This window comes from Glycomyces salinus (assembly GCF_016428645.1).
Taxonomy (GTDB): Bacteria; Actinomycetota; Actinomycetes; order Mycobacteriales; family Micromonosporaceae; genus Glycomyces; species Glycomyces salinus.
The window spans coordinates 24,997-51,640 of the sequence record NZ_JAELXW010000011.1; the positions used below are offsets into that span (position 1 = coordinate 24,997).

A 26,644-nucleotide genomic window follows, 5' to 3' on the forward strand; every position below is an offset into this window, starting at 1 on the left:
CACATATAAATGTGTGACATATTACTGGAGCGGGAGGTGGCCATGAGAACCGACGTCGTCATCGTCGGTGCCGGCATCATCGGCGCCGCGTGCGCGCGCGAGGCCGCGCGCGCCGGACTGAGCGTCACCGTCGTCGACCGAGGCGCGGCGGCCAGCGCCACCAGCGCCCGCGGCGAAGGGAACCTCCTGGTATCCGACAAGGCCCCGGGCCCCGAGCTCGACCTCGCCCTGCTGGCCGCCGACCACTGGCCCGGTCTGGCCGCCGAGCTCGCCGACGAACTCGGCGGAGCGTTCCCCGACATCGAATACCAGCGCAAGGGCGGCGTCGTCGTCGCCACGACACCCGAAGGCGCCGAACCCCTCCGCGCCTTCGCCCGCCGCCAGACCGAACTCGGCGTCGAGGCCGCCGACCTGTCCGTCCCCGAGGCCCTCGAACTCGAACCCCACCTCGACCCCGCCGTCGCCGCGGCCGTCCACTACCCGCAGGACGCGCAGGTCCAACCCGTCATCGCCACCGAGGCCCTGCTCGCCTCCGCCAGGCGTGCGGGCGCGAAGATACTGCCCCACAGCGAAGTCGTCGGCCCGGTCCGTGACAGGAACGGCCGCCTCGGCGGCGTCCGCACCGCCGCCGAGGCGATCTCGGCCGGAGCGGTCCTCGTCGCCGCCGGGCCCTGGTCCGGCGAGGTCGCCCGGACGCTCGGCGCGGATCTGCCGGTCCGCCCCCGCCGCGGCATGGTCCTGGTGACCTCCCGCATGCGGCAGCGGGTCTTCCACAAGGTGTACGACGCCGACTACTTCGGCGCGACCCAGTCCTCGGACGAGGGCCTACAGACCTCCAGCGTCATCGAGTCCACTCCCGGCGGAACCGTCCTCATCGGCTCGAGCCGCCAGCAGATCGGCTTCGACGACCGGCTGCGCGTCGAGGTCCTGGCGCGCATCGCCCGCAAGGCGCTGCGCCTGTTCCCGTTCCTGGAGACCACCTCCGCGATCCGGGCCTACGGAGGCTTCCGCCCCTACGTGCCCGACCACCTCCCGGTCATCGGCGAGGACCACCGCGACCCCGGACTCTGGTACGCCACCGGACACGAAGGCGCCGGGATCGGCCTCGCCGGCGTCACCGGAGCCCTGATCGGCGCCCAGCTCACCGGTGCCGAACCCGCCCTCGACCCGAGACCGTTCCAGCTCTCCAGGCCGAGCCTGGCCGCCCACCTGAGCCCCGGAGGTCCGACGTGAGCAGCATCGTCCCCTTCGAATCCGACCCGATCCGGCCCGCCGAACCGCGATGCCTGACCATCAGCGTCGACGGCGAGCGGATCGAAGGGCTGCGAGGGCAGTCCATCGCCGGAATCCTCCTCGCCCAGGGCCGGACCGCCTGGCGCACCACCGTCGCCGGCCGCGAGCGCGGCGTCTTCTGCGGCATCGGCGTCTGCTTCGACTGCGTCGGCACCGTCAACGGCGAGAGCGACGTCCGCCTGTGCCTGCGGCGGGCCCGCGACGGCGACACCGTGGAGACCCAGGACGACTCCGAGGAGGACACCCGATGAAGCACGTCCTCGTCATCGGCGCCGGACCGGCCGGACTGACCGCCGCCGTCGCGGCGGCCGACGCCGGAGCGCGCGTCACCGTCCTCGACTCCGGCACCGGCCCCGGCGGCCAGTACTGGCGGCACCTGCCCCCCGAGCGCCCGAGCCGCCGCGAAGCCCGGCTCCACCATGGCTGGTCCGAATTCGAGCGGCTGCGCGAGCGCACCGAACGCGACGGGTCGATCGACGTGGTCACCGAGGCCCAGGCCTGGGCGATCGAGACCACCGGCGGCGCGACCGTCCACGCCTTGATCGGGCCGAGCGACGCCGCCGGACGCGAGGCGCTCGCACTGGAAGCCGACTCACTCGTGTTCGCCACCGGCGCCCACGACCGCACCCTGCCCTTCCCCGGCTGGAACCTCCCCGGCGTGTTCTCCGCCGGAGCCGCCCAGGCCCTGGCCAAAGGCGAGCGGATCGCCGTCGGGCGCCGCGCCGTCGTCGCCGGAGCCGGGCCGTTCCTGCTGCCGGTCGCCCAGTCGCTCACCGCTACCGGGTCGACCGTCCTCGGCGTATACGAGGCCGCGCGCACCCCGGCCCTCGCGAAAGGCTGGCTGCCGCGCCCGTGGCGACTGCTGTCCTCGGCGCGCAAGGGAGGCGAACTCGCCGGCTACCTGGCCCACCACCTCCGCCACCGCGTGCCCTACCGCCTCGGCCGGGCCGTGGTCGAAGCGCGCGGCGACGGCCGCGTCGAAGAGGCCGTCATCGCGCGCCTGGACGCCGACTGGTCCCCGATACCCGGCACCGAACTCACCGTCGCCGCCGACGCCGTATGCGTCAGCCACGGCTTCACCCCGCGACTCGAACTGCCCATCGCCGCCGGATGCGAGATCGGCCCCGACCGCTTCGTCACCGTCGACGACGACCAGCGCACCAGCGTCGACGGCGTCTGGGCGGCCGGAGAGATCACCGGCATCGGCGGCGTCGACGCCGCGCTCGCCGAGGGCCGCGTCGCCGGACACCTCGCGGCCGGAGGCGACCGGTCCGCGATCGGACCCGCCCGGCGCCGCCGCCGCGCGAGTGCCGATTTCGCCCGCCGCATCGAGGCCGCCCACGGCGTCCGGCCCGGCTGGACCGCCTGGATGCGCGAGGACACCGTCGTCTGCCGCTGCGAAGAGGTCGCCTACGGCGCGCTGCTCGGCACCGCCGCGGCGACCGAGCAGGGCTCGCTGCGCTCGGTCAAGCTCACGACCCGGGCGGGCCTGGGCATCTGCCAGGCCCGCATGTGCGGCCGCACGGTCGAGGAGCTCACCGGAGCCGACCCCTCTCGCGCCGCCGACACCTCCGACCGGCGGCCCCTGGCCGCCCCAGTTCGACTCGGCGACCTCGCCGGGCTCTCCAGCAAGGACGACCCCCAGAAAGGTGAACACTGATGAGCGAGAAGAACTTCGACCTAGGCGGCGTCATCGTCGCGACGACGCTGGCGTTCAAGGAGGACCCGAAGGCCCCCGGCGGACTGGCCGTCGACTACGACAAGTTCGCCGAGCACTGCGACTTCCTCATCGAGAACGGATGCCGCGGCGTCGGACCCAACGGCTCGCTCGGCGAGTACTCGTCCCTGACCGACGCCGAGCGCCGCAAGGTCGTCCAGGTGGCCGTCGAGACCGTCGGCGACCGCGGCCTGGTCGTCGCCGGAGTCCACGGCGTCGGCTGGCACCAGTCCGTCAAGTGGGCCGAGTACGCCGAAGAGGACGGCGCCGACGGCCTGCTGCTGCTGCCGCCCACGATCTACCGCTCCAACCGCGCCGAAGTGATCGAGCACTACACCAAGGTCGACGAGGTCGGCCTGCCGATCATGATGTACAACAACCCGATCGACACCAAGGTCGACATGGAGCCCGACCTCATCGCCGAGCTGTTCCAGCTCGAGAACGTCGTGGCCGTCAAGGAGTTCTCCACCGACGTCCGCCGCGTCCTGGAGATCAAGGAGCTGTGCGACATCGACGTCATCGCCGGCGCCGACGACCTCCTGTTCGAGTCCCTGGTCGTCGGGGCCGTCGGCTGGTTCGCCGGATACCCGAACGCGTTCCCGCGCGAGGCGGTGGAAATCTACGATCTCGTCCAGGCCGGCGAGATCGCCCGCGCCCGCGAGCTCTACACCGGCCTGGTCCCGGTGTTCCGCTGGGACACCAAGACCGAGTTCGTGCAGGCCATCAAGCTGTCGATGGACGTCGCCGGCAACAGCTACGGCGGCCCGACCCGCCCGCCGCGCGGGCCGCTCACGGCCGCCCAGCGCGAGCAGGTCGTCCGCGACACCCGCCGCGCCCTGGACCACTCCGCCCGGACCTTCGGAGCCGGCGCGGCCCGCTAGCGGCTACCCCGCGAGAGGACGGATATGAGAACGACACGGCTGATCAGCGCGGTCGACTCGCACACCGAGGGCATGCCGACCCGTGTGGTCACCGGCGGCGTCGGCCCGATTCCCGGCGCGACGATGAACGACAAGCGCCTCCACTTCATCGACCACATGGACGACATCCGCCGGTTCCTGGTCAACGAGCCGCGCGGCCACGCGGCGATGAGCGGCGCGATCCTGCAACCGCCGACCCGGCCCGACTGCGACTGGGGCGTGGTCTTCATCGAAGTGTCGGGCTGCCTGCCGATGTGCGGGCACGGCACGATCGGCGTCGCCACGGTCCTGGTCGAGACCGGCATGGTCCCGGTCGTCGAACCGGTAACCGAGATCCGGCTCGACACCCCGGCCGGCCCCGTCACCGCCCGCGTCGCCGTCTCCGGAGGCCACGCCGACTCGGTCACCATCGAGAACGTCCCGAGCTACGCCGAGACGCTCGACGCGACCGTGGAGGTTTCCGGGCTCGGCACCGTCCCGTACTCGATGGCCTTCGGCGGCAACTTCTACGCCATGGTCGACCTCGACGACGTCGGGCTGCCGTTCGACCGCTCCCGCCAGCGGGAGATCCTGGAGGCGGGCCTGGCGATCATGGACGCGGTCAACCGGACCGCGCCGCCGGTGCACCCGCACATAGCCGGGCTCGACCACTGCCACCACGTCGAGTTCATCGCGCCCGGCTCGACCGCGGCGCACTCGCGGCACGCCATGGCCATCCACCCCGGCTGGTTCGACCGGTCCCCGTGCGGGACCGGCACCTCGGCCCGGATGGCCGAACTGTGGGCCCGCGGCGAACTGGCCCTCGGGTCCGACTTCGTCAACGAGTCTTTCATCGGCTCCCGCTTCACCGGACGCCTCGTCGCCGAGACCACCGTCGGCGACCGCCCGGCGGTGGTCCCCGCGATCACCGGCCGCGCCTGGGTCACCGGCACCGCCCAGTACATGCTCGACCCCGCCGACCCGTTCCCCACCGGCTTCCAGTTCTAGGAGTATCGATGACCGACCAGACGCCCCCCGACCGCATCGACCAGACCGCCCGCGCCGCCGACGCGGCCGCCCGCGCGCTCGCGGCGGTCCCCCCGGCGACCCGCGCCGCCGCGCTCGTGGCGGCGGCCGACGCGGTCACCGCGCACGCCGACGAGCTGGTGCCGCTGGCGATGGACGAGACGGGCCTGACCGAGCCGCGGCTGCGCGCCGAGCTGAAGCGCACGGCCGTCCAGCTGCGGCTGTTCGCCGACACCATCGTCGACGGCGCCTACCTCGACGCCCGGATCGATCGGGCCGACCCCGAGTTCGCGCTCGGTCCCCGGCCCGACGTGCGCCGCGTCAACGAACCGGTCGGGCCCGTGCTGAACTTCGCCGCCGGCAACTTCCCGTTCGCGTTCTCGGTCGCCGGAGGGGACACCGCCTCGGCCCTGGCCGCGGGCAACCCGGTGATCGTCAAGGCCCACCCCGGGCATCCGCGACTGTCGGAGCGCACCGCCGCGATCGTGGCCGCCGCGCTCGAAGAGGCCGGACTCCCGGAGACGGCGCTGCAATTGATCGAGGGCCGGGAGGCCGGGGTGGCGATGCTGAAGCACCCGCTGGTCAAGGCGTCGACCTTCACCGGGTCGATCCCCGGGGGCCAGTTCCTCGCGGGCGAGGCCGCCTCCAGGCCGGTCCCGATTCCGTTCTACGGCGAGCTCGGCAGCGTGAACCCGGTCTTCGCCACCGCGGGCGCCGTCGCCGAGCGCGCCGAGTCGTTCGTGTCCGGGATGGTCGCGAGCGTGGCCGGTTCCGCCGGGCAGCTGTGCACCAAGCCCGGATTCGTGTTCCTCCCGGCCGACCACGGGCTCGAGGAGGCGATCGCGGAGGCCGCGGGCGGCGTGGCCGAGCACCGGATGCTCGATGCGCGCATCGCCGGCGGATACCGGGAGCGGCGCGCGACGATCCTCGACAGCGCGGGCGTCCGTGTCGTCGCCGAGGGCTCGATCCGGATCGACGCGGACGGCCACGGCTGGGCGACCCCCACGATCGCGGCCGTCGGCCTGGACGGCCTGCGCGAGGCGTTCGACGCGCTGCGGGACGAATGCTTCGGCCCGCTGGCGATCCTCGTCGAGGTCCCGGCCGAAACCGACTACGCGGACCTGCTGGGGGAGTTCTTCGAGGGCGACCTGACCGTCACCGTGCACCGGACCGAGGGCGAGAACGTCGAGCGCCTCGTCCGGGCCGCGGCCGGTCACGCCGGGCGGGTCCTGTTCGACGGATGGCCGACCGGTGTGGCCGTCACCCCGGCGATGCAGCACGGCGGGCCGTGGCCCGCGACGACGTCGGGCGGCACGAGCGTCGGCACGGCGGCCATCGCCAGGTTCGTGCGGGCGGTGGCCTACCAGAACGCGCCGGCCGACCTGCTCCCGCCGCCGGTGCGCGACGACAACCCGTGGGGCGTCCCGCAGCGGATCGCCGCGCCCGGCGAGTCGTCCCGGTGGGGCGACCGCTCGGCGCGGCGTTGAGGCGACCGGCGGGCCGGTCAGTCGGTGAGCAGGCGCGCTTCCCGCTGGAGGCGGAGCGCCGCGAACATCGGGTGCCTGGACGGTGATTCGGCCAGGCCGCTGTAGAGGACCGCCTTGATGGCGACTCCGGCGGCGGCCTGGTCGGCGGCGGTGACGCCCGCGGCGATCATGTCGAGGATCTCGTCGGCGGCGGCCGCCACGAGCGCGGGATCGGCCGTCTTGGCCGCTTTGGAGAACCCGAAGGCGAGGTCCTTGTCGCCGGTGACCTTCCGGGCGGCGCAGGTGTGGATGCGTCGCCCCAGTCCGGTGCCCTCGATCCAGGTGTCGATCTGGTACACGAGGGTCAGTTCCGCCTGATCCCACAGCATGTCACCGTCGAGGAGGTCCGACAGCGCGGGCAGCCGCCGCGCTTCGGGGTATTTGGATTCGACCACGGCCGCGGCAGCGGCCTGAGAAAGATAGCTGTAGGTCATACATGAACCGTATCCTGCGGGGACGGTAACGCCACGTCCCGATACGACCGATTTCGGCGCCGAGGCGGCGCCCCGGCCGAGAGAGTGGTCACCGCAGCGCCGTGACGTCGAAGACCGCGACGGTCCGTTCGCTGGTCAGGACCGCCAGCAGGTCTCCGGACAGCTTCATGCTCTCGGGTGTTTCGGCTCCGACCTCCTGGGGCGCCGTCCGCGTCCCCGAGGCGACGTCCCAGACGATGGCGTCGTAGACGATCCGCCCGTCTCGGTCCCCGGTGGCGTTCACGGCGGCGAGTCCCTCGTTGACCGCCTGCGCCTCCCGGTACATCGCGGGCTCCAAGATCGACTCGCCGTCGTCACCGAGCAGTCGGGCGTTCCAGATGGACGGGAGGCTGGCGAAGGGCTTGTCCCCGAAGACCATGCCGTCCGGGGCGGTGTACCAGGCCGCGTCCATCGACCAGTCCACCGGCATCGACCACGCCTGTTCGCCGTCCTCGATGTCGACGGCGATCATCCGGGACAGGTCGCCGTCGCCGGTGTTCCCGATCGCGGCGCAGACCCGCGTCGCTCCGCACGGTTTGACGACCTCGATGCCGTCGCCGGCGTCGAGCGGGAGCTCCCACATCTGCTCCAGCCCGGACAGCGAGTAGGCCGCCAGGACGTCGCGGCCCGGCGACGCGTCGTCGGAGAGCTTCCCGATCGCCAGGTCCTCGTATACGGTCCAGAACTCGGCGTCGAGCGGCAGCGAGCCGCTGGCCTCCGACTCCCCGGTGGCCGCGTCGCGAATGTACCCGGTGTCGGTCTCCGGGTCGATCTCGATGATCCGGGGGCCCGCGATCAGGTTGTCATGGAGCGCACCCGAGTCCGGCGCGAGAGCTCCGGCGGCCTCACCACCGTCGTCCCAATACGTGGACGGCTGGATGCGCCGCTCGTCGCTGATCCACAGACCGTCGGGTCCGGCCTCGGTCCACACCTCGTCTCCGGTGGCGAGGTCGATGCCGAGCGCGGCGTTGTCGTAGATGCCGTCGTTGACCTCGACGACGACCTGGGTGCCGTAGTAGGCGACCTCCCGGCGCAGGTCCTCCCACGGGCCCTTCCACTGGAGTTCACCGTCCTCCAGAGACACGACGACCCGCATGTCCCGGCCGTCGTCGGTGGCGGACTCCTCGGCGTCGACGACGAGCAGGCCGCCGACGACGGTCATCTGCAACTCGGTCGGCTCGATATCGAAGGCGCCGGCCCACACCTGCTCGCCTTCGATCCCGGTCAATGCGCTGATCTCGGTCTGCCCGTCCACGGCCTCGGCGATGAGCGCCAACTCGTCGGTGACCGCCACGGCGGCGGCTCCGGTCCCGGCCAGCTCCCACTCGTGCAGCCGCGGCATTTCGACCTCGCCGCCGTCGCCGCTCGCGGTTCCGCCGTCTCCTCCCAGCGCCGCCAGGTCCTCGGTGAGGTTCCAGTCGTAGCGCTGGATCACGAGACCGAGCGCCACGGCGACGGCGATGACCAGCGCCGCGGCCACATATCCGGCAGCCCGGCCGCGCCTTTGCGTCGGTCGGGGCGGAGGCGGCCCGGTCTGCGGCAGCGGGAACGCCGGGGTCGGATCCGGCACACGGCCGCCCGCCGGCGGCGTGGCGTCCGGACCCGGCGCCGGGTATGGCGCGTACTGCACCGGCGTCAGCGGTTCGGGCCGCGGCGAGACCGAGGCGGGAGGCGTTCGGGGAGGCGAGTCGGCGGCCCGCTCGGCCTCGGCCAAGCCGTGCAGCAGCGCACCGTAGGCGACCGGCAGCTCCGGCTGCTCGGGCACGACCGGGGCGACGCCGAGGCGGGCGTGGAGGCGGGTGGCGACCTGCGGCATCCGGCTGGTCCCGCCGACCAGCAGCAGCATGGCCAGGTCGGGCGGGGCGATCCCGGCGCGCTCGATGGTCCGGCGGGTCTCGTCGACGGCGCGGGCGATCAGCGGGTCGGCCAGGCTCGTCAGCTCGTCGCGGGTCAGGTGCAGGTCGGTCGAGTCGCGGCCGGGCACGGCCACGGGCGCGCTCGAAGCGCGCGAGAGCATCTCCTTGGCGGCGCGCACTTCGGACCAGAACGCCAGTCGGTCGCGGCGGTCGGCGGCCTCGTCGGGCCGGTCGAGGCGGCGCCACAGCTCGGGGTCGCGGGAGGCCAGGATGCGGCCGAGGTGGGCGACGAGCGTGTGGTCGATGTCCAGGCCGCCGAGGTCGTCGAGGCCGCCGACGGCGAGAGTGCGCGTCTCGGCGTCCCCCGGATGGCCGCGTCGGACCACGGCGACGTCGAGGGTGCCGCCCCCGAAGTCGAAGATGGCGATGCCCGCGCCGTGGGAGATATCGCCGTCGAGCTCCTGCGTGCAGTAGGTTGCGGCCGCCACCGGCTCGGGGAGCAGCCGGACCGGGCCGAGGCCGGCCTCGGCGGCGGCCCGCTCCAGGATGCCGCGGCGGACCGGGCCCCAGTCGGCCGGGTGGGTGAGGATCACGTGCGAGGGGCGGAGCCCGGAGCCGGCCGCTTCCTCGGCGACCCGGCGCAGACCGGCGGTGAGCAGTCCCTCCACCGGGACCTCGCGGTCGCCGAGCAGGACGCTGCCGTCGTCGATGCGGCGCTTCGGATGCGGCTCGAAGCGGTCGGGCTCGGTCGAGGCCAGGCGCTGCGCGTCGCGTCCGGTGTGGAGCGAGCCGCCGGAGTCGAGGTAGACGCCGGAGGGAAGCAGCGGGGAGCCGTCGAACAGCAGGGCACGAGGCCGCTGGTCACCGCGGCCCACCACGGCGACGGTGTGGGTGGTGCCTAGATCGACGGCCAGCCGGACGGAGGTCGGGGGTTGGGGCACAGGCCGAGAATACAGTCCCGAGTCGACGATCGCGAAGGTCGAGCCCGCGACCGTCCGGGTCCGGTGGGGCGCGCCCCACCGGACCCGGAGAGGTCAGTCGAGGACGGCGAACGCCTCGACCTCGACGAGCACGTCCGGCTCGAACAGGTAGTCCACGCCGATGAGCGAGACCGGCGGCAGCGGCTGCGGCAGTTCGAGCTCTTCGACGACCTTCTCGATGCCCGCCATGAACGCGTCGGCCTTGTCCGGGCTCCATTCGGTGACGAAGAACCTGAGGCGCACCACATCGGAGAAGGTCGCTCCGGCCCCGGCCAAGCCGCGCGCGGTGTTGCGCAGGGCCTGGACGACCTGGCCGGTGAGGTCGCCGGTCGCGATGCGGTTCGCCTCGCCGTCGCGGGCGATCTGTCCGGCCACGTGGATCTGGCGAGACCCGGTGCCGATCGCGACGTGGTGGTAGGGCACGGGCTGGAACATGCTTTCGGGGGTGAGCAGTCGGACGGTCATGGGGTTCCCTTCGTTCGGCGACTTGCAGGTATCTGATGTATACCTGGTTTACGAAGGGAACTTCAACTATACTAGGTTTCATGGCCGAAACCGCGAAGCCCGCCACCGATCCGCCCCGTCTCGACTCCGCCCACCGCGAGCTGCTCGACCAGGTGCTCGACAAGTGGTCGTTGCAGGTCCTGGACCGGCTCTGCGAACGGCCCTCGCGATTCAACGAACTCCGCCGGGCCATCCCGGTCGTGACCCAGAAGTCGCTCACCGCGACCCTGCGGCGCCTCGAACGCAACGGCATGGTCGACCGCGTGATCGTCGGCACCAGGCCCATCGCCGTCGAGTACCGCATCTCGGCGCTCGGGAAGACCCTCCAAGGCCTCATCGACGCGCTCCTGCACTGGTCGACGACCAACATGCCCGACGTCGAACGCGCGAGAGAGCGGTTCGACCGGCAAGGGGACTGACCCCGGCCGAATGCGACGACGCCGATTCGCGGCCGGGCGGTTCGGCGGCGGGAGCCCGGCAGCACCGCTCCTCTGTTATGGAATCGTCACCGAATTATGATCTAGTGCATGACCCGTCACCGCCCCGTCGAGGAAGAGCCCGGTCTGCGCGTGGACCTCCTGGGCCCATTGGTGGTCTCGGTGGAAGGCAGCGTCGTCCGGCCCACCGGCAGCCAGGTGCCCCGGCTCCTGTCGCTCCTCGCCCTGCGCAACGGCATGCCGGTCCGGATCGAGACCGTCATCGACGTGATCTGGTCCGACTCGCCCCCGGCCCAGTCGAGGCGCGTGGCCCTCAACCTCGTGGGCCGCCTGCGGCGGCTCGTCGGCGGCCGGTCGGCCGTCACCCACCAGGGCGCGATCTCCCTGGCCGGAGCGACGACCGACCTCGACCGGTTCCGGGAGCTGTGCGCCGACGCCTACCGACTGCGCCGCGCGGGCGACGAGACCCGCGAACGAGCCTCCCTGGAGGCGGCGCTCCGACTCGTCCGCGGCGTCCCCTTCGCCGAATGGGAGGACGACGCCTTCTTCAACGGCGAATCGGCCCGGCTTCAGCGCGAGATCGACCGGGCCCGGCTGCGGGAATCCAAACTGGCGCTCGACCAAGGAGACCACGACGCCGCCCGCCGCGGTGCCGAGGCGGTGCTCGCGGGCGATCCACTGTCCCAGGAGGCGCTCGGCATCCTTATGTCCGCGCTGGCCGCCGCCGGCCGGGTCCACGAGGCGCTGGCCGCCTATCAGGACGTCAAGGGGATGCTGGCCGAGGAGACCGGCCTGGACCCCGACCCGGGCCTGACGGCCCTCTACTCCGAGATCCTCCGCACCGACGGCGGCGACGCCTCCGAGCCGGCGCCCGAGCCCGCTCCCGTCCCGCGGCAGCTTCCCCGGCTGCCCGACCACGTATCGGTCCATCCGCGCGAGCGCACACGCGCCCGCAGGGCCATGTCGGTCCTGGACACGACCTCGCCGGCCATCGTCGCCGTCAACGGTCCCGGAGGGATCGGCAAGTCCGCCTTCGCGCTCGAACTGGCCCACAGCCTCAAGAAGTGCTATCCCGACGGCCAGCTCTTCGCCGACCTCCACGGCAACGCCCCCGGGCACGAGCCCCTCGACACCGGACAGGTCGTCAGGCGCTTCCTCCGGTCGCTGGGCGCCGGGGGCGACCAGTGGATCGACGTCGAGGAGGCGGCCGCGCACTTCCGCTCGGTCACCGCCGACCGCCAGGTGCTCATCGTCCTGGACGATGTCCGCGACGCCGCGCAGATCCGCCCGCTGCTGCCCAACGGCTCCAGCTGCGGAGTCATCGTCACCAGCAGGCGCGCGCTCCCCTCGCTGCGAGGAGCCCGCCACATCAGCCTGTCTTATCTCGATAGAGAAACTTCCCGCGTGCTGTTCAGGGACGGCGTCGACCACCGGTTCACCTCGGAGGACGAAGCGGCGCTCGACGGCGTGCTCGACCGCTGCGGCGGGCTGCCGCTGGCGCTGTGCATCGCGGCGGCCCGCTTCAACGCGGGCGAGCCGGGTTCGCTGCCGGTCATCCTGGACGGCCTGTCCGACGAGAGGCTCGGCCTGTCGGGCTTCGACGACGGTGAGAACTCGCTCGCCGCTTCGCTGGCGGGGAGCCTCGAAGCCCTCGCCGCCACCGATTTCGGGGCGGAGGCGGCGGAGCTGTTCACCCTGCTGGCCCTGCATCCCGGACCGGCGGTTCCGGTCGAGATCGCCGCCGCACTGGCGGACAAGCCGGTGCCGAGGACGCGGCACCTCGGCGAGCTGCTGCGCCGCTACCGGCTGGTCGAACAGGACCGCCTCGGCGACCTGGCGATGCACGACCTGGTCCGGTCGTTCGCGGCGGAGGAGGCCCGAAAGCTCGACCGGTCCGAGGTCGCGGCGGCCGAGAAGCGAATGCGCTCGGCCTATCTGGGGATCGCCGTGGATGCCTACCGGTTCTACCGGAAGCAGGTCGACAAGTCGGTGGTCCGCAATCGCCTGGACCTCATGTCCGAACATCCGGCCTCACCGATCGAGTTCGCCTCCTCCCAGGAGATCGACGAATGGCTCGTGGCGCGCCTGCCCGCCCTCACCGAAGTCGCGCGCACCGCCGGTGAGGCCGACCGGCGATTCCCCGGACTGATCTTCATCCTCGTCGGGCCCCCGGTCGGGGTCCGGGCCGGGATGATCTCCGAGCTGGTGGCGATCGGCGAAGCGGCATCGGCCGCGCCCTGGATCGACGACGAGCCGTGGTCGGTGTACTTCCACCACGACCTCGCGGCCAAGTACTCCTGGCTGGGCGACCACGACGCGGGAATCCGCGGTCTCGGCGACGCCGAGCGGTCCGCCCTCAAGCACGGCCTCATCGCCGAGGCGCTCGCCGTGAGGGCCACACTGGTCAGGGCTCTTCAGCGCCACGGCAGGGAGGACGAGGCGCTGGAACTGGCCGACAAGACCATCGCCGAGGCCCGGCAGCGGGACCTGCCCGACGTCGCCGAGCGGGTCTGCGCCTTCAGGTCGTACATCCTCGATCGGCGCGGAGAGCACGATGCGGCCATCGAGCAGAGCGCCCAACTGGCGGCGCTGGCCGAGGACGAGACGGCGGGCGTCGCGCCGCTTCGCCGGTCGATGCATCTGATCAACCACGCCTTTCGGCTGGTGCACGGCGGCAGGGCCGCCGAGGGCCTCACCTTCGCCGAAGCGGCTCGGGCCATCGCGGTGGAAGAGGGCTTCGAGAAGTCCGAGACCTACATCGAGATCCTCTGGGGCCAGGCCGAGGCCCAGCAGGCGCTCGGCGACGCCGCCGCGGCGGAGTGCCTTTGGAAGGAAGCGGCCGAGCTCATGCTGGCCAGCGGCCAAATCGACCAGGCCGAGTACGACGACATCCTGGCCGGGCGCAGACCCCGGGTCGACCCGGCCAACTGAGAGCGCGTCGTCGACCGGGACGCGCCGGGATCTTGACGGAAGGCCCCGCGGCTGCTGGAATGTCGAGAAGTACCGAAACTTCCATGGAAATTGGTGACCCATGACCGAAATTTCCGAGATCCGCAGGCACCGAGCCGCCGATGCGACCGTCACCGTGACCCGCGACGGCGAGCCGCTGGCCGGGCACGAAGTCGAACTCCACCAGGTGCGCCACCGCTTCCTGTTCGGATGCACCGGATTCGAGTTCATCGACTACGCGAACGGCGAATCGGAGGACCCCGAGCGGGACGGGCGCGCGGTCGAACTCTGGGAGGGCCTGTTCAACTTCGCGACCCTGCCGTTCTACTGGGGCCGCTTCGAGCCCGAGCGCGGCAAGCCGGACACGCACCGCCTGCTCGGGGCAGCGCGCTGGCTGGCCGACCGCGGCCACACCGTCAAGGGCCACCCGCTGACCTGGCACACCGTGACCGCCGACTGGCTGCTCGACCTCGACAACGCCGAGATCGCGCGGGTCCAGACCGACCGCATCCGCCGCGAGATGAGCGACTTCGCGGGCGTGATCGACATGTGGGACGTCATCAACGAGGTCGTCATCATGCCGATCTTCGCGCAGTACGACAACGGGATCACCAGGCTCTGCCGCGAGATCGGCCGGATTCCGATGGTGCGGATGGTCTTCGACGCCGCCCGGGAGGCCAACCCCGGAGCGGTGCTGCTGCTCAACGACTTCGACATGTCGGCCGCCTACGAATGCCTCATCGAGGGCCTGCTCGAAGCGGGCGTCCGCATCGACGCGCTCGGCCTCCAGAGCCACATGCACCAGGGCTACTGGGGAGAGGAGAAGACCCTGTCGATCCTGGAGCGGTTCTCCCGCTACGGCCTGCCGATCCACTTCACCGAGACGACCATTCTCTCGGGGCACCTGATGCCGCCCGAGATCGTCGACCTCAACGACTACCAGATCGACCGGTGGCCAACCACGCCCGAAGGCGAAGAGTGCCAGGCCGACGAGATCGAACGCCACTACCGGACCCTGCTCTCCCACCCCTCGGTCGAGGCGATCACCTACTGGGGCATGGGCGACGGCGGCTGGCTCGGCGCCCCGGGCGGCTTCGTGCGCGCCGACGGGACGCCCAAGCCCTCCTACGAGCGGCTCCACCGACTGGTCAACGAGGAATGGGGAACGCCGCCGACCAAGGCCGTCACCGACGCCGAGGGCCGCCTCCGCTTCAACGGCTTCCTGGGCGACTACCGCCTCACCTGGCAGGACCGCACCGCCGAGTTCGCGATCGAGGCCACCGGCGACCAGCGCCTGGACGTCGGCCTCCGCTGAGCCGCCTACCGGCCGCCGCCCGAGTCGGACCGCGCGACGGTCTCCCAGGCGAACCCGTCGGGGTCGGTGAACGGCTCGGCGTCGGTGCCGATCGTGATCCGGTGGGACCCGCTCCCCTCGGGATCGACCCCGGCGAGCTTGGCGAGGCCGCGGCGGCCGTAGAGAGCCAGCTTCACCGGGGAGCCCGTCGCGTCGAACTCGACGTACTTGCGGCCGAAGCTCTTGGCCACCTCGAGCCCGTGGTCGACGTAGAACTGCTTGGTCGCGAGCATGTCCTCGACGCCCAGCAGCAGCACGACGTCGTCGATCTCCCGGGTGGCCGGGCCGGTGTCCTTCTTCTGGGAGGTCGAGATCTGCCAGATCGTCCCGTCCGGGGCCTGCACGATGCCGCCGAAGCCCCAGAACGACTTCTTGGCCGGTTTCAACGAGGTCGCCCCGGCCTCCAGCGCCGAGTCGAAGAACCCCCGGGCGGTCGCCGGTTGCGACACGATCAACGAGACCGTGAACCCTCGGAACCCGGAGGCGGGCGCCTCGGCGGTGCGCGTGCGCACCCGCGAGTCCAGGCCGAACGCGACGGAGTAGAACCGGTCGGCGGCGGTGGCGTCGTCGACCTCGAGCGTGATGGATTCGATGGAAGTCATGGTCACCACGCTATGCGCCCACCGGCACCCCCGCTTCTCGATTCCTGACCGACCCGCGTCGTCGCCCCGGGACGCCCCGGTTTGCCGTTCTGCCGCGACGGGTACCTCCCGCGGATGACACGGGGGGACCGGTTGGACGAATACCGGAGGAAACGGGATCTTTCGCAGTCCGGGGAGCCGTCGGGAGGCCGGCGCAAGGGCGGCGGCGACCAGTTCGTCGTCCAGCGGCACGACGCCTCCTCGCTGCACTTCGACTTCCGGCTCCAGGTCGGCGAGGTCCTGGTGTCCTGGGCGGTGCCCAAGGGCCCGTCGGTCGATCCGGGCGAGAAGCGGCTGGCCGTGCGCACCGAGGACCACCCGGTGGACTACGCCGACTTCGAGGGCCGCATCCCGTCCGACCAGTACGGCGGCGGGACGGTCGTGGTGTGGGACTCCGGCACCTACCAAAACCTCACCGAGAAGGACGGCCGGGAGGTCCCCGTCACCGACGCCGTCGAGGACGGCCACCTGGTGGTCCGGCTCGACGGGGAGAAGCTCGCCGGGGCGTTCGCCATGACCAGGATGCGCGGCCGCGACCAGTGGCTGCTGGTGAAGAAGGACGACCAGGGCGCCGACCGCCGCCGCAAACCGGCCAAGACCCAGCCCGAGTCGGTGCTGTCCGGGTGGACCAACGAGGATCTGGAGGACCAGTGAGCCGCTGGCGCGAACCGATGCCGGCGACGCTCACCGAGCGTCGCTTCTCCGACCCCGACCGGATCGCCGCGACCGGGGTCGCCGTCTACTACTACACCGAATAGACCGGCGACGGACTGCTGCGGCACCCCCGCTACCAGGGAATCCGCACCGACAAGTCGCCCGACGACGTAGTGAGGGAGACGAGCTGATGGCACCGCCCACGATCCACGCCGACGGGCGCGACGTCGACGTGTCCAGACTCGACAAGGAGTTCTATCCCGAAGACCACGTCAGCAAGGGCGACGTGCTCGACCACTACCGCGCGGTCGCCGACACCATGCTTCCGCATCTGGCCGGGCGGCCCCTGACCATGCGCCGCTTCCCCGACGGGATCGGCGCCGAGGGGTTCTTCCAGAAGCACGCCTCCGACCACTTCCCCGAATGGCTCCGCATCGCTCCGATGCGGCAGCGCGGCGACGGTTCGGTCAGGCACGTCGTGTGCGACGACGAGGCCACCCTGATATACCTGGTCGACCAGGCCACCATCGAGTTCCACGTCTGGCTCTCCACTGTCGACCGGCCGGAGTCGCCCGACCGCCTGGTGATCGACATCGACCCGCCGCCCCGCACCGAGGCGGCCACACTGCACCAGGTCGCGCGCCGGGTGCGGGACCTCGGCAGCGAGATCGGCCTCGCCCCGTTCTTGCAGGCCACGGGCGGCAAGGGCTACCACGTCGTGGCGCCGCTGGACCGCTCCGCGGAGTTCGACCTCGTGCGCGGCCTGGCCGCCGACATGGCCGACCTCCTGGTCGAGCGCGACCCCGACCTGCTGACCACCGCGCAGCGCAAGGACAAGCGCGGCGACCGGATCTTCCTCGACGTCAACCGGAACGCCTACGGGCAGACGTTCATCGCCCCGTACTCGCTGCGCGCCCGGCCCGGCGCGTCGGTGGCCACGCCGCTGGACTGGTCCGAGCTCGGCCGCTCCGCCCCGAACGGCCACACGCCGGAGACCGTCCGGCGCCGGCTCGCGCAGAAGTCCGACCCGTGGTCGAGCCTCGCCGAGCACGCCGCCGCGCCCGCGGCCGCCCGGGAACGCCTGGACGCCGTCGGCCGCTGAGCGGGTGACCGCGACCCTGGCGATCACCCGTTCGGCGGAACACCCGCGACCGATCCCGGCGGACCGGCGCTCGGGTTCAGCGGCGCTTGAAGTTGTCGAGCAGCCCGAACGGGTAGGGCTTCTTGAGCTCGCTGACCTCGGTGAGGCGCCCGGCCAGCTCCGGGTCCAACTCTTGCTCGACGGCGGCGAGGTTGTCCTCCAGGTGCTCGGGCGTTCGTGCGCCGATGATCGGGGCCGTCACGCCCGGCCGGTCCTTGACCCACTGCACCGCGACCCGGGACGGGCTGCCGCCGGTCTTCTCTGCTACCTCCAGGAGGGTGTCGATCACGTTCCAGGTGCGGTCGTTCGCGTAGACGTCCCAGGCCTCGGGCCAGCCTCCGCCGTTGTTCTCGGCGCGGCTGCCCTCGGGAGGTCCGTCCATGCCGCGCCGGTATCGGCCCGAGAGCCACCCGCCCCGCAGCGGGCTCCACGGGATGACCCCCAGGCCCTCCTCCTGGCAGACCGGGATCAGGTCCCACTCGGTCTCCCGGTCGAGGAGGTTGTAGAGCGGCTGGAGGCACGAGAAGCGCTCCCAGCCGCGCATGCTCGACACGTCGATCGACTTCTGGAGCTGCCAGCCGGCGTAGTTGCTGGCGCCCAGGAACCTGACCTTGCCGTCGTGGACGAGGTCGTCGAGCGTGCTGAGGGTCTCCTCGATCGGGGTCGCGTCGTCGAAGACGTGGACCTGGTAGAGGTCGATGTAGTCGGTCCTGAGGCGGCGCAGGCTGGCTTCGACGGCGCTGCGCAGGTGCTTGCGCCCGGCGCCGCCGTCGTTGGATCCCGGACCCATGTCGCCGTAGAACTTCGTGGCGACCACCAGGTCGTCCCGGTTCTGGCGCTCCAGCCAGCGCCCGAGGATCTCCTCGGAGACGCCGTTGCTGTAGACGTCGGCGGTGTCGATGAACGTCCCGCCCGCCTCCACGAAGCGGTCGAGCATGCGGTGGGCGGTCTCCTCGCCGGTGGCCGCGCCGAAGGACATCGTGCCGAAGCACAGTTCGCTGACTTTCAGGCCGGTTCGGCCCATGTATCGGTACTTCATGCGGGGGACGCTATTCCTTGGAGTGCACTCCAAGTCAAGTCGAGTCTCGAAGGCGGGCGCGGGAACTCAGCGGGCGGCGGCGCCTCGCAGGTGTCCGAGCAGGTCGTCGACCAGGTCACCGGGGTCGGCCCTGCCCTTGCCGTGAGCGGAGATGTGCCCGGCCAGAGCCAGGTCGGCCGCGCCGTGGGTCAGGGCGCGCAGCAGCGACGACAGCCGCTCCGGGTCCCCGGGCGGCAGGTCGCCGGACTCCTGGGCCGAGGCGACCACGTCCACGAAGGCCCCCTGGGCCTGCTCCGCGGCCTCGCCGAGCTCGGCCGATTCGATCGTCCAGGACTTGAACACGAGCCTGAACCGCTCGGGGTGGCGCTGGGCCCATTCGATGTAGCCGTGCAGGACCGCGCGCAGCGCCTCGCCGGGGGGCCGCTCGCGGCGCACCGAGTCGGTGAACGCCGCGCGCAGACCCTCGAGCTCGCGGGCCGCGATCGCCGCCAGCAGGGCCTCCTTGCCCGCGAAGTGCTTGTACGGCGCGTTGTGCGACACCCCGACCAGGCGTCCCACCTCGCGCAGCGTCACCGCCTCGACGCCGCCGCCGTCCAGGAGCCGGGCGGCCGACTCCACCAACGCGTCCCGCGTGTTGCTCATCACATCCTCCAGGGAGTAGGTTGACGGCATCAACCTAGCAGCCTCGGGTGGGCCGCCGACCGAAAGGAACCGAACCGCGCCGCCGCCCGCGAAAGCCGCGGTCACTGCCGGGCAGTGTCGGCGGCCCGGTCTACCGTGGCGGATATGAGCGACGACGACACCTGGTGGGAACCGCCCCTGGCCGGGACGGAGACCGAGCACCTGATCGGCTCTCTCGACCGGCTTCGCGCGACCTTCAGATGGAAGACCGACGACCTCGACGCGGACGGGCTCGCCCAGCGGATCGGCGCCTCGACGCTGACGCTAGGCGGGCTGCTCAAGCACCTGGCCGCGTGCGAAGACGTCATGTTCACCGGGAAGCTCTCCGGGAACCCGCCCGGCGAACCGTGGGAGTCCTTCGGCTGGAGCCCCCTCGGAGACTGGGCCTTCACCTTCGACACGACCGGCCATGCGCCCGAGGAGCTGTACGCGCTGTGGGACGGCGCGGTCGAGCGCAGCCGCGAGCGCCTCGGCGCGGTGCTGGAGGACGGCGGCCTCGACCGGCCGGTGTACCTGGAGTGGCCCGGCCGCGGGCATCTGAGCCTGCGGCGGCTGGTCTTCGACCTGGTCGAGGAGTACGGCAGGCACACCGGGCACGCCGACCTGCTGCGCGAGGCGGTGGACGGCCGAGCCGGCGAGGACCCACCGCCGGGTTGGAACCCGGTCAGCGGCCGTCCGTGACCGCCTCGCGCCGGCCCGGCCGTGCTCACTTGATGCCGGTGGTCGCTATGCCTTTGGTCAGGTAGCGCTGGCCGAAGACGAAAATGAGGAACATCGGGGCCAGGGAGACGATGCTCATGGCGAACATCGAGCCGTAGTCCGAAGTCGACTGGGCGTCGAGGAATCCCTTCAGCGCCACAGAGACCGGCCAGGACTCAGGTAGGCGCAGGTAGACCAGGGGGCCGAAGAAGTCCGCCCACGTCCAGATGAACGTGAAGATCGCCGTGGCCGCGAGGGCCGGCATGATCAGCGGAAGGGTGATCTGGAGGTACGAGCGCAGGTGCCCGGCGCCGTCGATGCGGGCGGCCTCGAAGATCTCCCTGGGCAGTCCCCGGATGAACTGCACCATCAAGAACACGAAGAACGCCTCGGTCGCGAGGAACTTCGGGGCGATGAGCGGCAGGAACGTGTTCAGCCAGCCCAGTTCCTTGAAGATCAGGAACTGCGGCACCAGCAGCACCTGGAACGGGAGCATGATCGAGCCGAGCATGATCGCGAACATCAGGTTGCGCCCGCGGAACCGCAACCGCGCGAAGGCGTAGGCCGCCAGGGAGCACGAGAACAGGTTCCCCGCGATCGCCCCGAAGGCGATGACCGAGGAGTTCAGGAGGAACACTCCGAACGGGAATTGCAGGTCGTTCCAGCCGTTGGCGTAGTTCTCCAGGGTCAGGTCGGTGGTGAAGATGCTCAGGTCGCGGAAGATCTCGCTGTTGGGCTTGAAGCTCGAGACGAGCAGCCAGAGCAGCGGGTAGATCATCACCAGCGACAGCGCGATCAGCATCGCGTGCTTCACCACGGAGCGGAACCCGCCCCGTCGCGTTCCGCCGGGGCGCCGGGCCGGAGCGGTCTCGGCGCGGACGAGGGTTTCGGTCTCAGTCGTCATAGAACACCCAGTACTTCGAGAGCCAGAAGTTGAACGCGGTGAAGGCGGCGATCACGATCACCAGGAACCAGGCCATGGCGGACGCGTAGCCCATGTTGAGCTCGGTGAATGCCTCCTTGTAGAGCAGGAGCGTGTAGAACATCGTCGAGTCGCCGGGGCCGCCGGTGCCCCCGGAGACCACGTACGCCTGCGTGAACGCCTGGAAGGCGAAGATGATCTGGAGCACCAGGTTGAAGAAGACGATCGGTGTCAGCAGCGGCAGCGTGATCGACAGGAACTGCCGGAACCGTCCGGCGCCGTCGATCGCGGCGGCCTCGTAGAACATCTCCGGGATCTGCCGCAGCCCGGCCAGGAAGATCACCATCGGCGAGCCGAACGTCCACACGTTCAGGACGATGAGGGTGCCGAGGGCGTAGTCCGGGTGGCCGATCCAGCCGGGACCGTCCACTCCGAACCAGGAGAGGGCGCCGTTGACCAGGCCCTCCTTGCCGAACACCTGCCGCCACAGGATCGCGATCGCGACCGACCCGCCCAGCAGGCTCGGCAGGTAGAACACCGATCGGTACAGCGACAGGCCCCGCATGCCCTTGTCCAGCAGCATCGCCAGTCCGAGGGCGAGCGCGAGTTGGATCGGGACGCCTACGAGCACGTAGACCGCGGTGACCCGGAACGAGTTCCAGAATCTCGCGTCGCCGAACATCGCGGTGAAGTTGTCCAGACCGGACCATTCGGGCGGTCGGAGCAGGTTGTAGTCCGTGAACGAGAGGTAGAGGGAGGCGATCATCGGTCCGATGGTCAGGCCGAGCAGGCCGATGAACCATGGGAGCAGGAAGAGGTACGCGGCCTTGTTGTCGGGGTACTTCTCCTCGGTGCGGCGCCCGCCCTTTCGTTTGTTCACGGCGATGCTGCGAAGCTCGCCGAGACTGCTCATACTTCCTCCTGGATAAGAGTCCGAAATGGAGAAAGCGATTACCCGACTGCGTTGATTATGGCCGCCCCCGAGTGGGCCGTCAATAGCCCCGGATCTACGAAACAGTTTCCCATTCTAGGGAGACCCGCTGGCGAGAGTCGGTAGATGGATGCACGGAGGGGAATATTGACATCCAGAGATGCGGATGTTAGGTTCGCTCAACAAGCGGTTGCATTCCCGACTGAAACCGCCGATGCCGGCTCCCTCACCGCGTACGAAAAAGTTTCCACGCGACCATCGGCTCCCCTAGGTGGCCCCGACACCACCCCGATTCACGAATTGAGGGCGCAAAGATGCGTACAAGACGTTCGCGCGTGGCCGTTGGAATCCTCGCGGCGACGACCCTGCTTCTGTCCGGATGCTTCGGCTCCGACGGCGGGTCCGCCGGAGAGTACGACCCGGACGAGGAGATCGAGCTCGAGATCTCCTGGTGGGGCGACGACAATCGCGCTCGCCTCTTCGGCGAGGTCATCGACCTGTTCGAGGATGAGCATCCCAACATCACCGTCGTCGAGACCCCGGTGGGAGCGCCCGACGACCTGTTCAACCGCCTCGCCACCGACTTCGCCGGCGGCGGGGACACCGCCCCCGACGTATTCGCGCTCGGCGGTGCCAAACCCCAGGAATACGGCGACCTCGGCGCCCTGCTCGACCTCTCGACCGTCGGCGACCGCCTCGACACCACGGCCTACCCCGACTTCTCGCTCACCAGCGCCATCGTCGACGACACGCTGTACGGCCTCCCGACCGGCGGGAACGCCACCGCCGCGTTCATCAACGCCGACATCTTCGAGCAGGCCGGCGTGCCCCTGCCCGAAGAGGGCTGGAACTGGGACCAGCTCGTCGAGGCTGCCGGACAGATCGGGAGCGCCGGTCTCACCAACGACGAGGGCAACCCGATCTTCGGCATCGACCTGCGCATCCAGGACATCCTCGGAACCTACGCGGGCCAGCTCAGCGAGGTCGGGATGTACGACTGGGACGGCGGGCTCGGTGTCGACGCCGACCAGATCGCCGGCTGGTACGAGATAGAAGAGCGGTTGCTGGACAACGGCGGACTGCCCGACCCGTCCATCGTGACCGCCAACTGGCAGCTCCCGCCCGACCAGCAGCCCTTCACCATCGGCCAGGCCGCCGTCACCTTCGGATACACCAACCTGATGTCGGCCTACAGCGCCGCCGGCGACGTCCGGATGATGCTGCCTCCGACCGACACCGGCGTGTCCGGGGTCGCACTGCTGCCCTCGGGCTTCTGGTCGGTCAACGCCGCCAGCCCGCACCCGGAGGCCGCGGCCATGCTCATCGACTGGTTCCTGCACGAGCCCGCCGCCGTCGAGCTGGTCCTCGACACCCGCGGCGTGCCGTTCAACCCCGACTCGCTCGAGATCGTCTCGCCCCTGCTGGACGAGCCCGGCCAGGCCGCGGCCGACTACGTCGGCATCGTCTTCGACGAGGGCGTGGTCGCGCCGCCGCAGCCGGCGGGCGGCTCGATCATGAACGAGCTGTCGCAGCGCATGGAGACCGAGGTCCTGTTCGGCCGGATGAGCTCCGACGAGGCCGCGGACCAATGGGTCCAGGAACTCGGGGAAGCGCTCGAGTGATCGAGGAGGCGCTGGCCCGTCTCCGCGCGGGCGACCCGGCCGAGCGCGCCGGCGTCCAGGGGACGGGCCTGGGCGCCGGACTCGCCGACCAGGGCGTGGGCTTCGCCGCCGTGGGCGGCCCGCTCGAGCGGCGCTGGCACCAGGCGCTCGCCGAGCTCGACCAGTGCGTGCGACCGCTCGGCGGCGGCGCCCCGGTCCTGAACGAAGGCGGCGTCTACGCGGGCGCGTGGCTGGAGAGCACCGGCACGATCAGCGCCGAAGTGCTCGCCCGCTTCGCGCCCGCCCTCGCCCGCGACACGCACCTGCTGTTCGCCGCCCACCGGCGCGAGGACGGCATGATCCCGTACAAGGTCACCGACTCCGGGCCCGGATTCAGCCAGATCCAGATCGTCACTCCGCTGGCGCGCACGGTGTGGCACCACTACCGGCTGACCGGGTGCGACCGGTCCTTCCTGGAGGCCGTGTACCCCGCGATGGCCTACTACGACGCCTGGCTCGAGCGCTACCGCGACACGAGGGGCACCGGCGGCGTCGAGGCGTTCTGCACCTTCGACACCGGGCACGACCTCTCGCCGCGGTTCTGGTTCGCGCCCGACCGCGCCTTCGGCGGCGACGCCCGCCGCTGCGACCCCGACTCGCCGACGCTCCCCTATGTGGCGCCCGACCTGACCGCGAACGTCGCCTGCCAGCGCGCTTACCTCGCGCGGATCGCAGAGGAGCTGGGGGAGGACGGCGAGCCGTGGCGGTCCCGGTCGCGCGCGTCGGTCGCGGCCCTGTACGCCCGTTGCTTCGACGCGGACGACGGGAGCTTCTACGACCTGGACCGGTCGGGCCGGCACGTCCGGGTGCGGTCCGATGTGCTGCTGCGGGTGCTGGCCTGCGAGATGGGGGACGGCGAGTTCTTCGACCGGGCGCTGCGCGAGCACCTGATGAACACCCGGAGGTTCCTGGCGCACTACGGGTTCACGTCGCTGGCCATGGACGACCCGCGGTTCGACGCCGACGCCTCGCACAACTCCTGGGGCGGGCCGGTCAACTTCCTGTCCCTGCTGCGCGCGCCGCACGCGTTCGAGCATCACGGCCGCGTCGCCGAACTGGCCGTGGCGACCGCGCCGGCCCTGGCCGCTACGGCGGTCGCCGACCGCTTCCCGCAGTGCCTCGACCCGTGGTCGGGCGCGCCGGGGTTCACCTCGGTGTACTCGCCGGCGATCCTGTGGTTCCTGGACACGGTGGAGCGCAGCGCGGGCATCCTGCCGCGCCCCGACGGCGAGGTGTGGTTCACCGGCACGCCGCCGACGCGGCTCGACCACGGCGCGGCCGCCCGGGCGACCGCCTACGCCCGGAGTGTCGGCGGGGCGCGGTACGAACTCGCCGCCGACGACGAGCGAGCCGAGGTCCACCGCGACGGGAGGCGGCTCTACTCCTTCCCGCGCGGGTGGCGGATCGCGACCGACTCCGCCGGGGCGGTCCGGGCGGTCGTCGGCATGAGCCCGGCGGCGGTCTCGGGGGACCTGGAGATCGGCGCCGGGCCGGGGGCGGCGCGGATTCCGTTGTCAGCCGCGGCCAATGAGCGGATCGAACTCGCCCCGGACGGCCGCGTCGAGGCCAGGTCTGCGGTGCCGTTCGTGCCGCCGGGAACCGGCTGAGGGGCGCGCTCACCGCAGGGCCATGCCGCCGGGGACCTCCTCGACCTCGATGAAGCGGGCCCGCTCCTCGGGGGTCCGGTTCGGCCGGTGGAGCGCCAGCAGCAGCCGTCCGGTCGCGTCCTCGAAGACCATCCCGTGGCCGCCGTCGGCCGGCCACAGCGGCTTGTGGGCCTGCCGCCAGGGTCCGTGCAGGCGGTCGGTCTCGGAGGCGGCGACCCCGAGGGCGTAGCCGTCCTCGCCCATGCTCGACCAGAGCATCAGCAGCCGGCCGTCGGAGTTGCGGTGCAGGAAGGGCCCGTCGGTGACGTGGGCGGTCGGCCCCGGCCTGTCGAGCGGGCGCGCCCACGGTGCCTGGGAGGCGGTGAACAGCAATTCCGGTTCGCCGATCGTCCCGCGCAGGTCCGGGGTCAGCCGCACCGAGCGGATCTCGCCGTCGCCGACGTCCTTCCACTCGTGGCAGAACACCATGTGGGGTTCGCCGTCCTCGACGTGGAGGGTGCCGTCGAGGCATTCCCAGTCGCGGGGCGTCAGGGGGCCGTCCGACCAGGGCTCGTACGGGCCCTCGGGGTTTTCGGACCGGAGTACCTGGGTGCCGCGGCAGTGCCCTTCGGCCGTGAACGTCGCGAACATGTAGTACGCCCCGCCGAAGCGGTGCACCTCCGGCGCCCAGTACTGGGTGCGCGACCAGAAGTCCGGGCCGGGCCGGAAGGCCGGGATCGGGCCGTGCCAATCGGCCAGGTCGGTGCTCCAGTACGTGTCGAACCCGGTCGCCGGTCCGCTCCAGATGTCCGGGTCGGTGCTGCCGAACAGGTAGTAGCGGTCCCGTTCGGGCACGCGGAGCACGAACGGGTCGCGGATCTGGATGTCGCTCAGTGCGGGCACTGTCGTCCTCTCGTCGCGGTCAGGCGGCGGCCAGGCGGATGATCGCCGCCGCCACGGCCGCCGGTTCCCGCAGCATGTGCAGGTGGCCGCCGTCCATCGTCTCGACCGGCCACCCGCGGCTCCGGGCGTCGTCCCGCTCGTCGGCGTAGGCGTCGCCGAACGCCAGGTAGGCGGCCGGGGCCCGGTCCCATCCGTCGGGGACCTCGACGCGGGCGTCCAGATAGGCCAGCGGCATGCGCCGCTGGCCGGCCTCGACGCTCGCCTTGGTCGCGGCGTCGGGGAACAGCTCGTCGACGACCCGCTCGGGCCACCATCCGGTCCAGGGAGGCAGCAGCCCGTCCTCGTCGGCCTCGGCCGCGAGCGCGTCGCGCAGGCCCGGCGGGGCCACGGGCAGGGTCCCGTTCGGCGGCGGCAGGATCGCGTCGACGAACACCACCCGGCGCCTCGGGGCGTCGAGCGCCAGCGCCGGTGCGTACAGGCCCGCGTTGCTGTGGGGGACGAGCAGGAGCTCCTCGCCGGGCGGCAGTCGCTCGCGCAGGGCGGCCAGGATCGCGTCCGGGTCAGAGGCGTCCGAGTCGTGGACCGCCACCGTGGTCGCGGGCGTCCCGAAGCCCTCGCGCAGTTCGGCCTCGACCCCGGACCATACGGCCGGGCCGAGGAACGGGCTGGAAATCAGGACCGCGGTAAGACTCATATCACCAAGCCGGATCGTTCGGGGGCTCCTCCGCTGCGACGCGGTGACCGACAACGCTATCAAAGGCCCCCGGCCCGG

At 71.4% G+C, this 26,644-nt stretch carries 24 protein-coding genes; 14 read left to right on the plus strand and 10 right to left on the minus strand.

Annotated elements, in window-relative coordinates:
- Positions 1-42: 42 nt before the first annotated feature.
- The 6 genes from JFB92_RS04780 to JFB92_RS04805 are packed head-to-tail and all read left to right on the plus strand — an operon-like array spanning position 43 to position 6,422.
- Positions 43-1,233 carry an NAD(P)/FAD-dependent oxidoreductase gene (locus JFB92_RS04780; protein ID WP_199035398.1) on the plus strand — a complete coding sequence of 397 codons (1,191 nt, stop codon included), beginning with the start codon at positions 43-45 and terminating at the stop codon, positions 1,231-1,233.
- Positions 1,230-1,544 carry a (2Fe-2S)-binding protein gene (locus JFB92_RS04785; RefSeq protein ID WP_307789020.1) on the plus strand — a complete coding sequence of 105 codons (315 nt, stop codon included), beginning with the start codon at positions 1,230-1,232 and terminating at the stop codon, positions 1,542-1,544. Before JFB92_RS04780 ends, JFB92_RS04785 begins: the two co-directional genes overlap by 4 nt.
- Positions 1,541-2,953 (plus strand): FAD-dependent oxidoreductase, encoded by a 1,413-nt coding sequence (locus JFB92_RS04790; protein ID WP_199035399.1) that lies wholly within the window; start codon positions 1,541-1,543, stop codon positions 2,951-2,953. The genes JFB92_RS04785 and JFB92_RS04790 overlap by 4 nt, the downstream gene beginning before the upstream one ends.
- Positions 2,953-3,891: a dihydrodipicolinate synthase family protein gene (locus tag JFB92_RS04795; protein ID WP_233162326.1), complete on the plus strand. Its 939-nt coding sequence runs from the start codon at positions 2,953-2,955 to the stop codon at positions 3,889-3,891. The genes JFB92_RS04790 and JFB92_RS04795 overlap by 1 nt, the downstream gene beginning before the upstream one ends.
- A gap of 24 nt (positions 3,892-3,915) precedes the next feature.
- Positions 3,916-4,917: a proline racemase family protein gene (locus JFB92_RS04800; protein ID WP_199035401.1), complete on the plus strand. Its 1,002-nt coding sequence runs from the start codon at positions 3,916-3,918 to the stop codon at positions 4,915-4,917.
- Positions 4,918-4,925: 8 nt separating this feature from the next.
- Positions 4,926-6,422 (plus strand): aldehyde dehydrogenase (NADP(+)), encoded by a 1,497-nt coding sequence (locus JFB92_RS04805; RefSeq protein ID WP_199035402.1) that lies wholly within the window; start codon positions 4,926-4,928, stop codon positions 6,420-6,422.
- Between the two features lie 17 nt (positions 6,423-6,439).
- On the opposite strand, the gene JFB92_RS04810 is transcribed toward JFB92_RS04805, so the two are convergent.
- From JFB92_RS04810 to JFB92_RS04820, 3 genes are all read right to left on the minus strand, one after another.
- Positions 6,440-6,895 (minus strand): hypothetical protein, encoded by a 456-nt coding sequence (locus JFB92_RS04810; RefSeq protein ID WP_199035403.1) that lies wholly within the window; start codon positions 6,893-6,895, stop codon positions 6,440-6,442.
- 88 nt (positions 6,896-6,983) lie between these two features.
- Complete coding sequence (locus JFB92_RS26010) at positions 6,984-9,731, minus strand: Hsp70 family protein (RefSeq protein WP_199035404.1); 2,748 nt, start codon at positions 9,729-9,731, stop codon at positions 6,984-6,986.
- Positions 9,732-9,824: 93 nt separating this feature from the next.
- On the minus strand, positions 9,825-10,235 hold the full coding sequence (locus JFB92_RS04820) for a RidA family protein (protein ID WP_233162328.1): 411 nt from the start codon (positions 10,233-10,235) through the stop codon (positions 9,825-9,827).
- Between the two features lie 80 nt (positions 10,236-10,315).
- On the opposite strand from JFB92_RS04820, the gene JFB92_RS04825 reads away from it, so the two are divergent.
- The 3 genes from JFB92_RS04825 to JFB92_RS04835 all read left to right on the plus strand — a co-directional run bounded on the left by JFB92_RS04825 (position 10,316) and on the right by JFB92_RS04835 (position 14,975).
- Positions 10,316-10,693, plus strand: a complete 378-nt coding sequence (locus tag JFB92_RS04825) for a winged helix-turn-helix transcriptional regulator (RefSeq protein WP_199035405.1) — start codon at positions 10,316-10,318, stop codon at positions 10,691-10,693.
- Between the two features lie 108 nt (positions 10,694-10,801).
- On the plus strand, positions 10,802-13,642 hold the full coding sequence (locus tag JFB92_RS04830; protein ID WP_199035406.1) for an AfsR/SARP family transcriptional regulator: 2,841 nt from the start codon (positions 10,802-10,804) through the stop codon (positions 13,640-13,642).
- A gap of 100 nt (positions 13,643-13,742) precedes the next feature.
- On the plus strand, positions 13,743-14,975 hold the full coding sequence (locus JFB92_RS04835; protein ID WP_199035407.1) for an endo-1,4-beta-xylanase: 1,233 nt from the start codon (positions 13,743-13,745) through the stop codon (positions 14,973-14,975).
- 5 nt (positions 14,976-14,980) lie between these two features.
- Here JFB92_RS04835 and JFB92_RS04840 read toward each other — a convergent pair whose 3' ends face one another.
- Positions 14,981-15,616, minus strand: a complete 636-nt coding sequence (locus JFB92_RS04840; protein ID WP_199035409.1) for a VOC family protein — start codon at positions 15,614-15,616, stop codon at positions 14,981-14,983.
- Between the two features lie 114 nt (positions 15,617-15,730).
- Here JFB92_RS04840 and JFB92_RS04845 point away from each other — a divergent pair, with 114 nt between their 5' ends.
- Together JFB92_RS04845 and ligD are read left to right on the plus strand one after the other, a co-directional pair.
- Positions 15,731-16,309 (plus strand): DNA polymerase ligase N-terminal domain-containing protein, encoded by a 579-nt coding sequence (locus tag JFB92_RS04845; RefSeq protein ID WP_199035411.1) that lies wholly within the window; start codon positions 15,731-15,733, stop codon positions 16,307-16,309.
- Positions 16,310-16,499: 190 nt separating this feature from the next.
- Positions 16,500-17,411: a non-homologous end-joining DNA ligase gene (gene ligD, locus JFB92_RS04850; protein WP_199035413.1), complete on the plus strand. Its 912-nt coding sequence runs from the start codon at positions 16,500-16,502 to the stop codon at positions 17,409-17,411.
- 76 nt (positions 17,412-17,487) lie between these two features.
- On the opposite strand, the gene JFB92_RS04855 is transcribed toward ligD, so the two are convergent.
- Both JFB92_RS04855 and JFB92_RS04860 read right to left on the minus strand, forming a co-directional pair.
- The gene (locus JFB92_RS04855) at positions 17,488-18,489 is read right to left on the minus strand and encodes an aldo/keto reductase (RefSeq protein WP_199035414.1); all 1,002 of its coding nucleotides are present in this window, start codon (positions 18,487-18,489) and stop codon (positions 17,488-17,490) included.
- A gap of 66 nt (positions 18,490-18,555) precedes the next feature.
- Positions 18,556-19,131: a TetR/AcrR family transcriptional regulator gene (locus JFB92_RS04860; RefSeq protein ID WP_199035415.1), complete on the minus strand. Its 576-nt coding sequence runs from the start codon at positions 19,129-19,131 to the stop codon at positions 18,556-18,558.
- A 144-nt stretch (positions 19,132-19,275) separates the two neighbouring features.
- Here JFB92_RS04860 and JFB92_RS04865 point away from each other — a divergent pair, with 144 nt between their 5' ends.
- The gene (locus JFB92_RS04865; RefSeq protein WP_199035416.1) at positions 19,276-19,851 is read left to right on the plus strand and encodes a mycothiol transferase; all 576 of its coding nucleotides are present in this window, start codon (positions 19,276-19,278) and stop codon (positions 19,849-19,851) included.
- A 25-nt stretch (positions 19,852-19,876) separates the two neighbouring features.
- Here the strand turns inward: JFB92_RS04865 and JFB92_RS04870 are convergent, their stop codons facing one another.
- Entirely contained in the window at positions 19,877-20,773 is an 897-nt protein-coding gene (locus JFB92_RS04870; RefSeq protein ID WP_199035417.1) for a carbohydrate ABC transporter permease, read from the minus strand.
- Positions 20,763-21,704, minus strand: coding sequence for a carbohydrate ABC transporter permease (locus JFB92_RS04875; RefSeq protein WP_199035418.1), 942 nt, complete (start codon positions 21,702-21,704; stop codon positions 20,763-20,765). Before JFB92_RS04875 ends, JFB92_RS04870 begins: the two co-directional genes overlap by 11 nt.
- 353 nt (positions 21,705-22,057) lie before the next feature.
- Between JFB92_RS04875 and JFB92_RS04880 the strand changes: the two genes are divergently transcribed.
- The gene (locus JFB92_RS04880) at positions 22,058-23,344 is read left to right on the plus strand and encodes an ABC transporter substrate-binding protein (protein WP_199035425.1); all 1,287 of its coding nucleotides are present in this window, start codon (positions 22,058-22,060) and stop codon (positions 23,342-23,344) included.
- Positions 23,341-24,990 (plus strand): MGH1-like glycoside hydrolase domain-containing protein, encoded by a 1,650-nt coding sequence (locus JFB92_RS04885; RefSeq protein ID WP_199035427.1) that lies wholly within the window; start codon positions 23,341-23,343, stop codon positions 24,988-24,990. The genes JFB92_RS04880 and JFB92_RS04885 overlap by 4 nt, the downstream gene beginning before the upstream one ends.
- Positions 24,991-24,999: 9 nt before the next feature.
- On the opposite strand, the gene JFB92_RS04890 is transcribed toward JFB92_RS04885, so the two are convergent.
- Together JFB92_RS04890 and JFB92_RS04895 are read right to left on the minus strand one after the other, a co-directional pair.
- The gene (locus JFB92_RS04890) at positions 25,000-25,872 is read right to left on the minus strand and encodes a glycoside hydrolase family 43 protein (RefSeq protein ID WP_199035429.1); all 873 of its coding nucleotides are present in this window, start codon (positions 25,870-25,872) and stop codon (positions 25,000-25,002) included.
- 19 nt (positions 25,873-25,891) lie between these two features.
- The gene (locus JFB92_RS04895) at positions 25,892-26,566 is read right to left on the minus strand and encodes a hypothetical protein (RefSeq protein ID WP_199035431.1); all 675 of its coding nucleotides are present in this window, start codon (positions 26,564-26,566) and stop codon (positions 25,892-25,894) included.
- Positions 26,567-26,644: the final 78 nt, after the last annotated feature.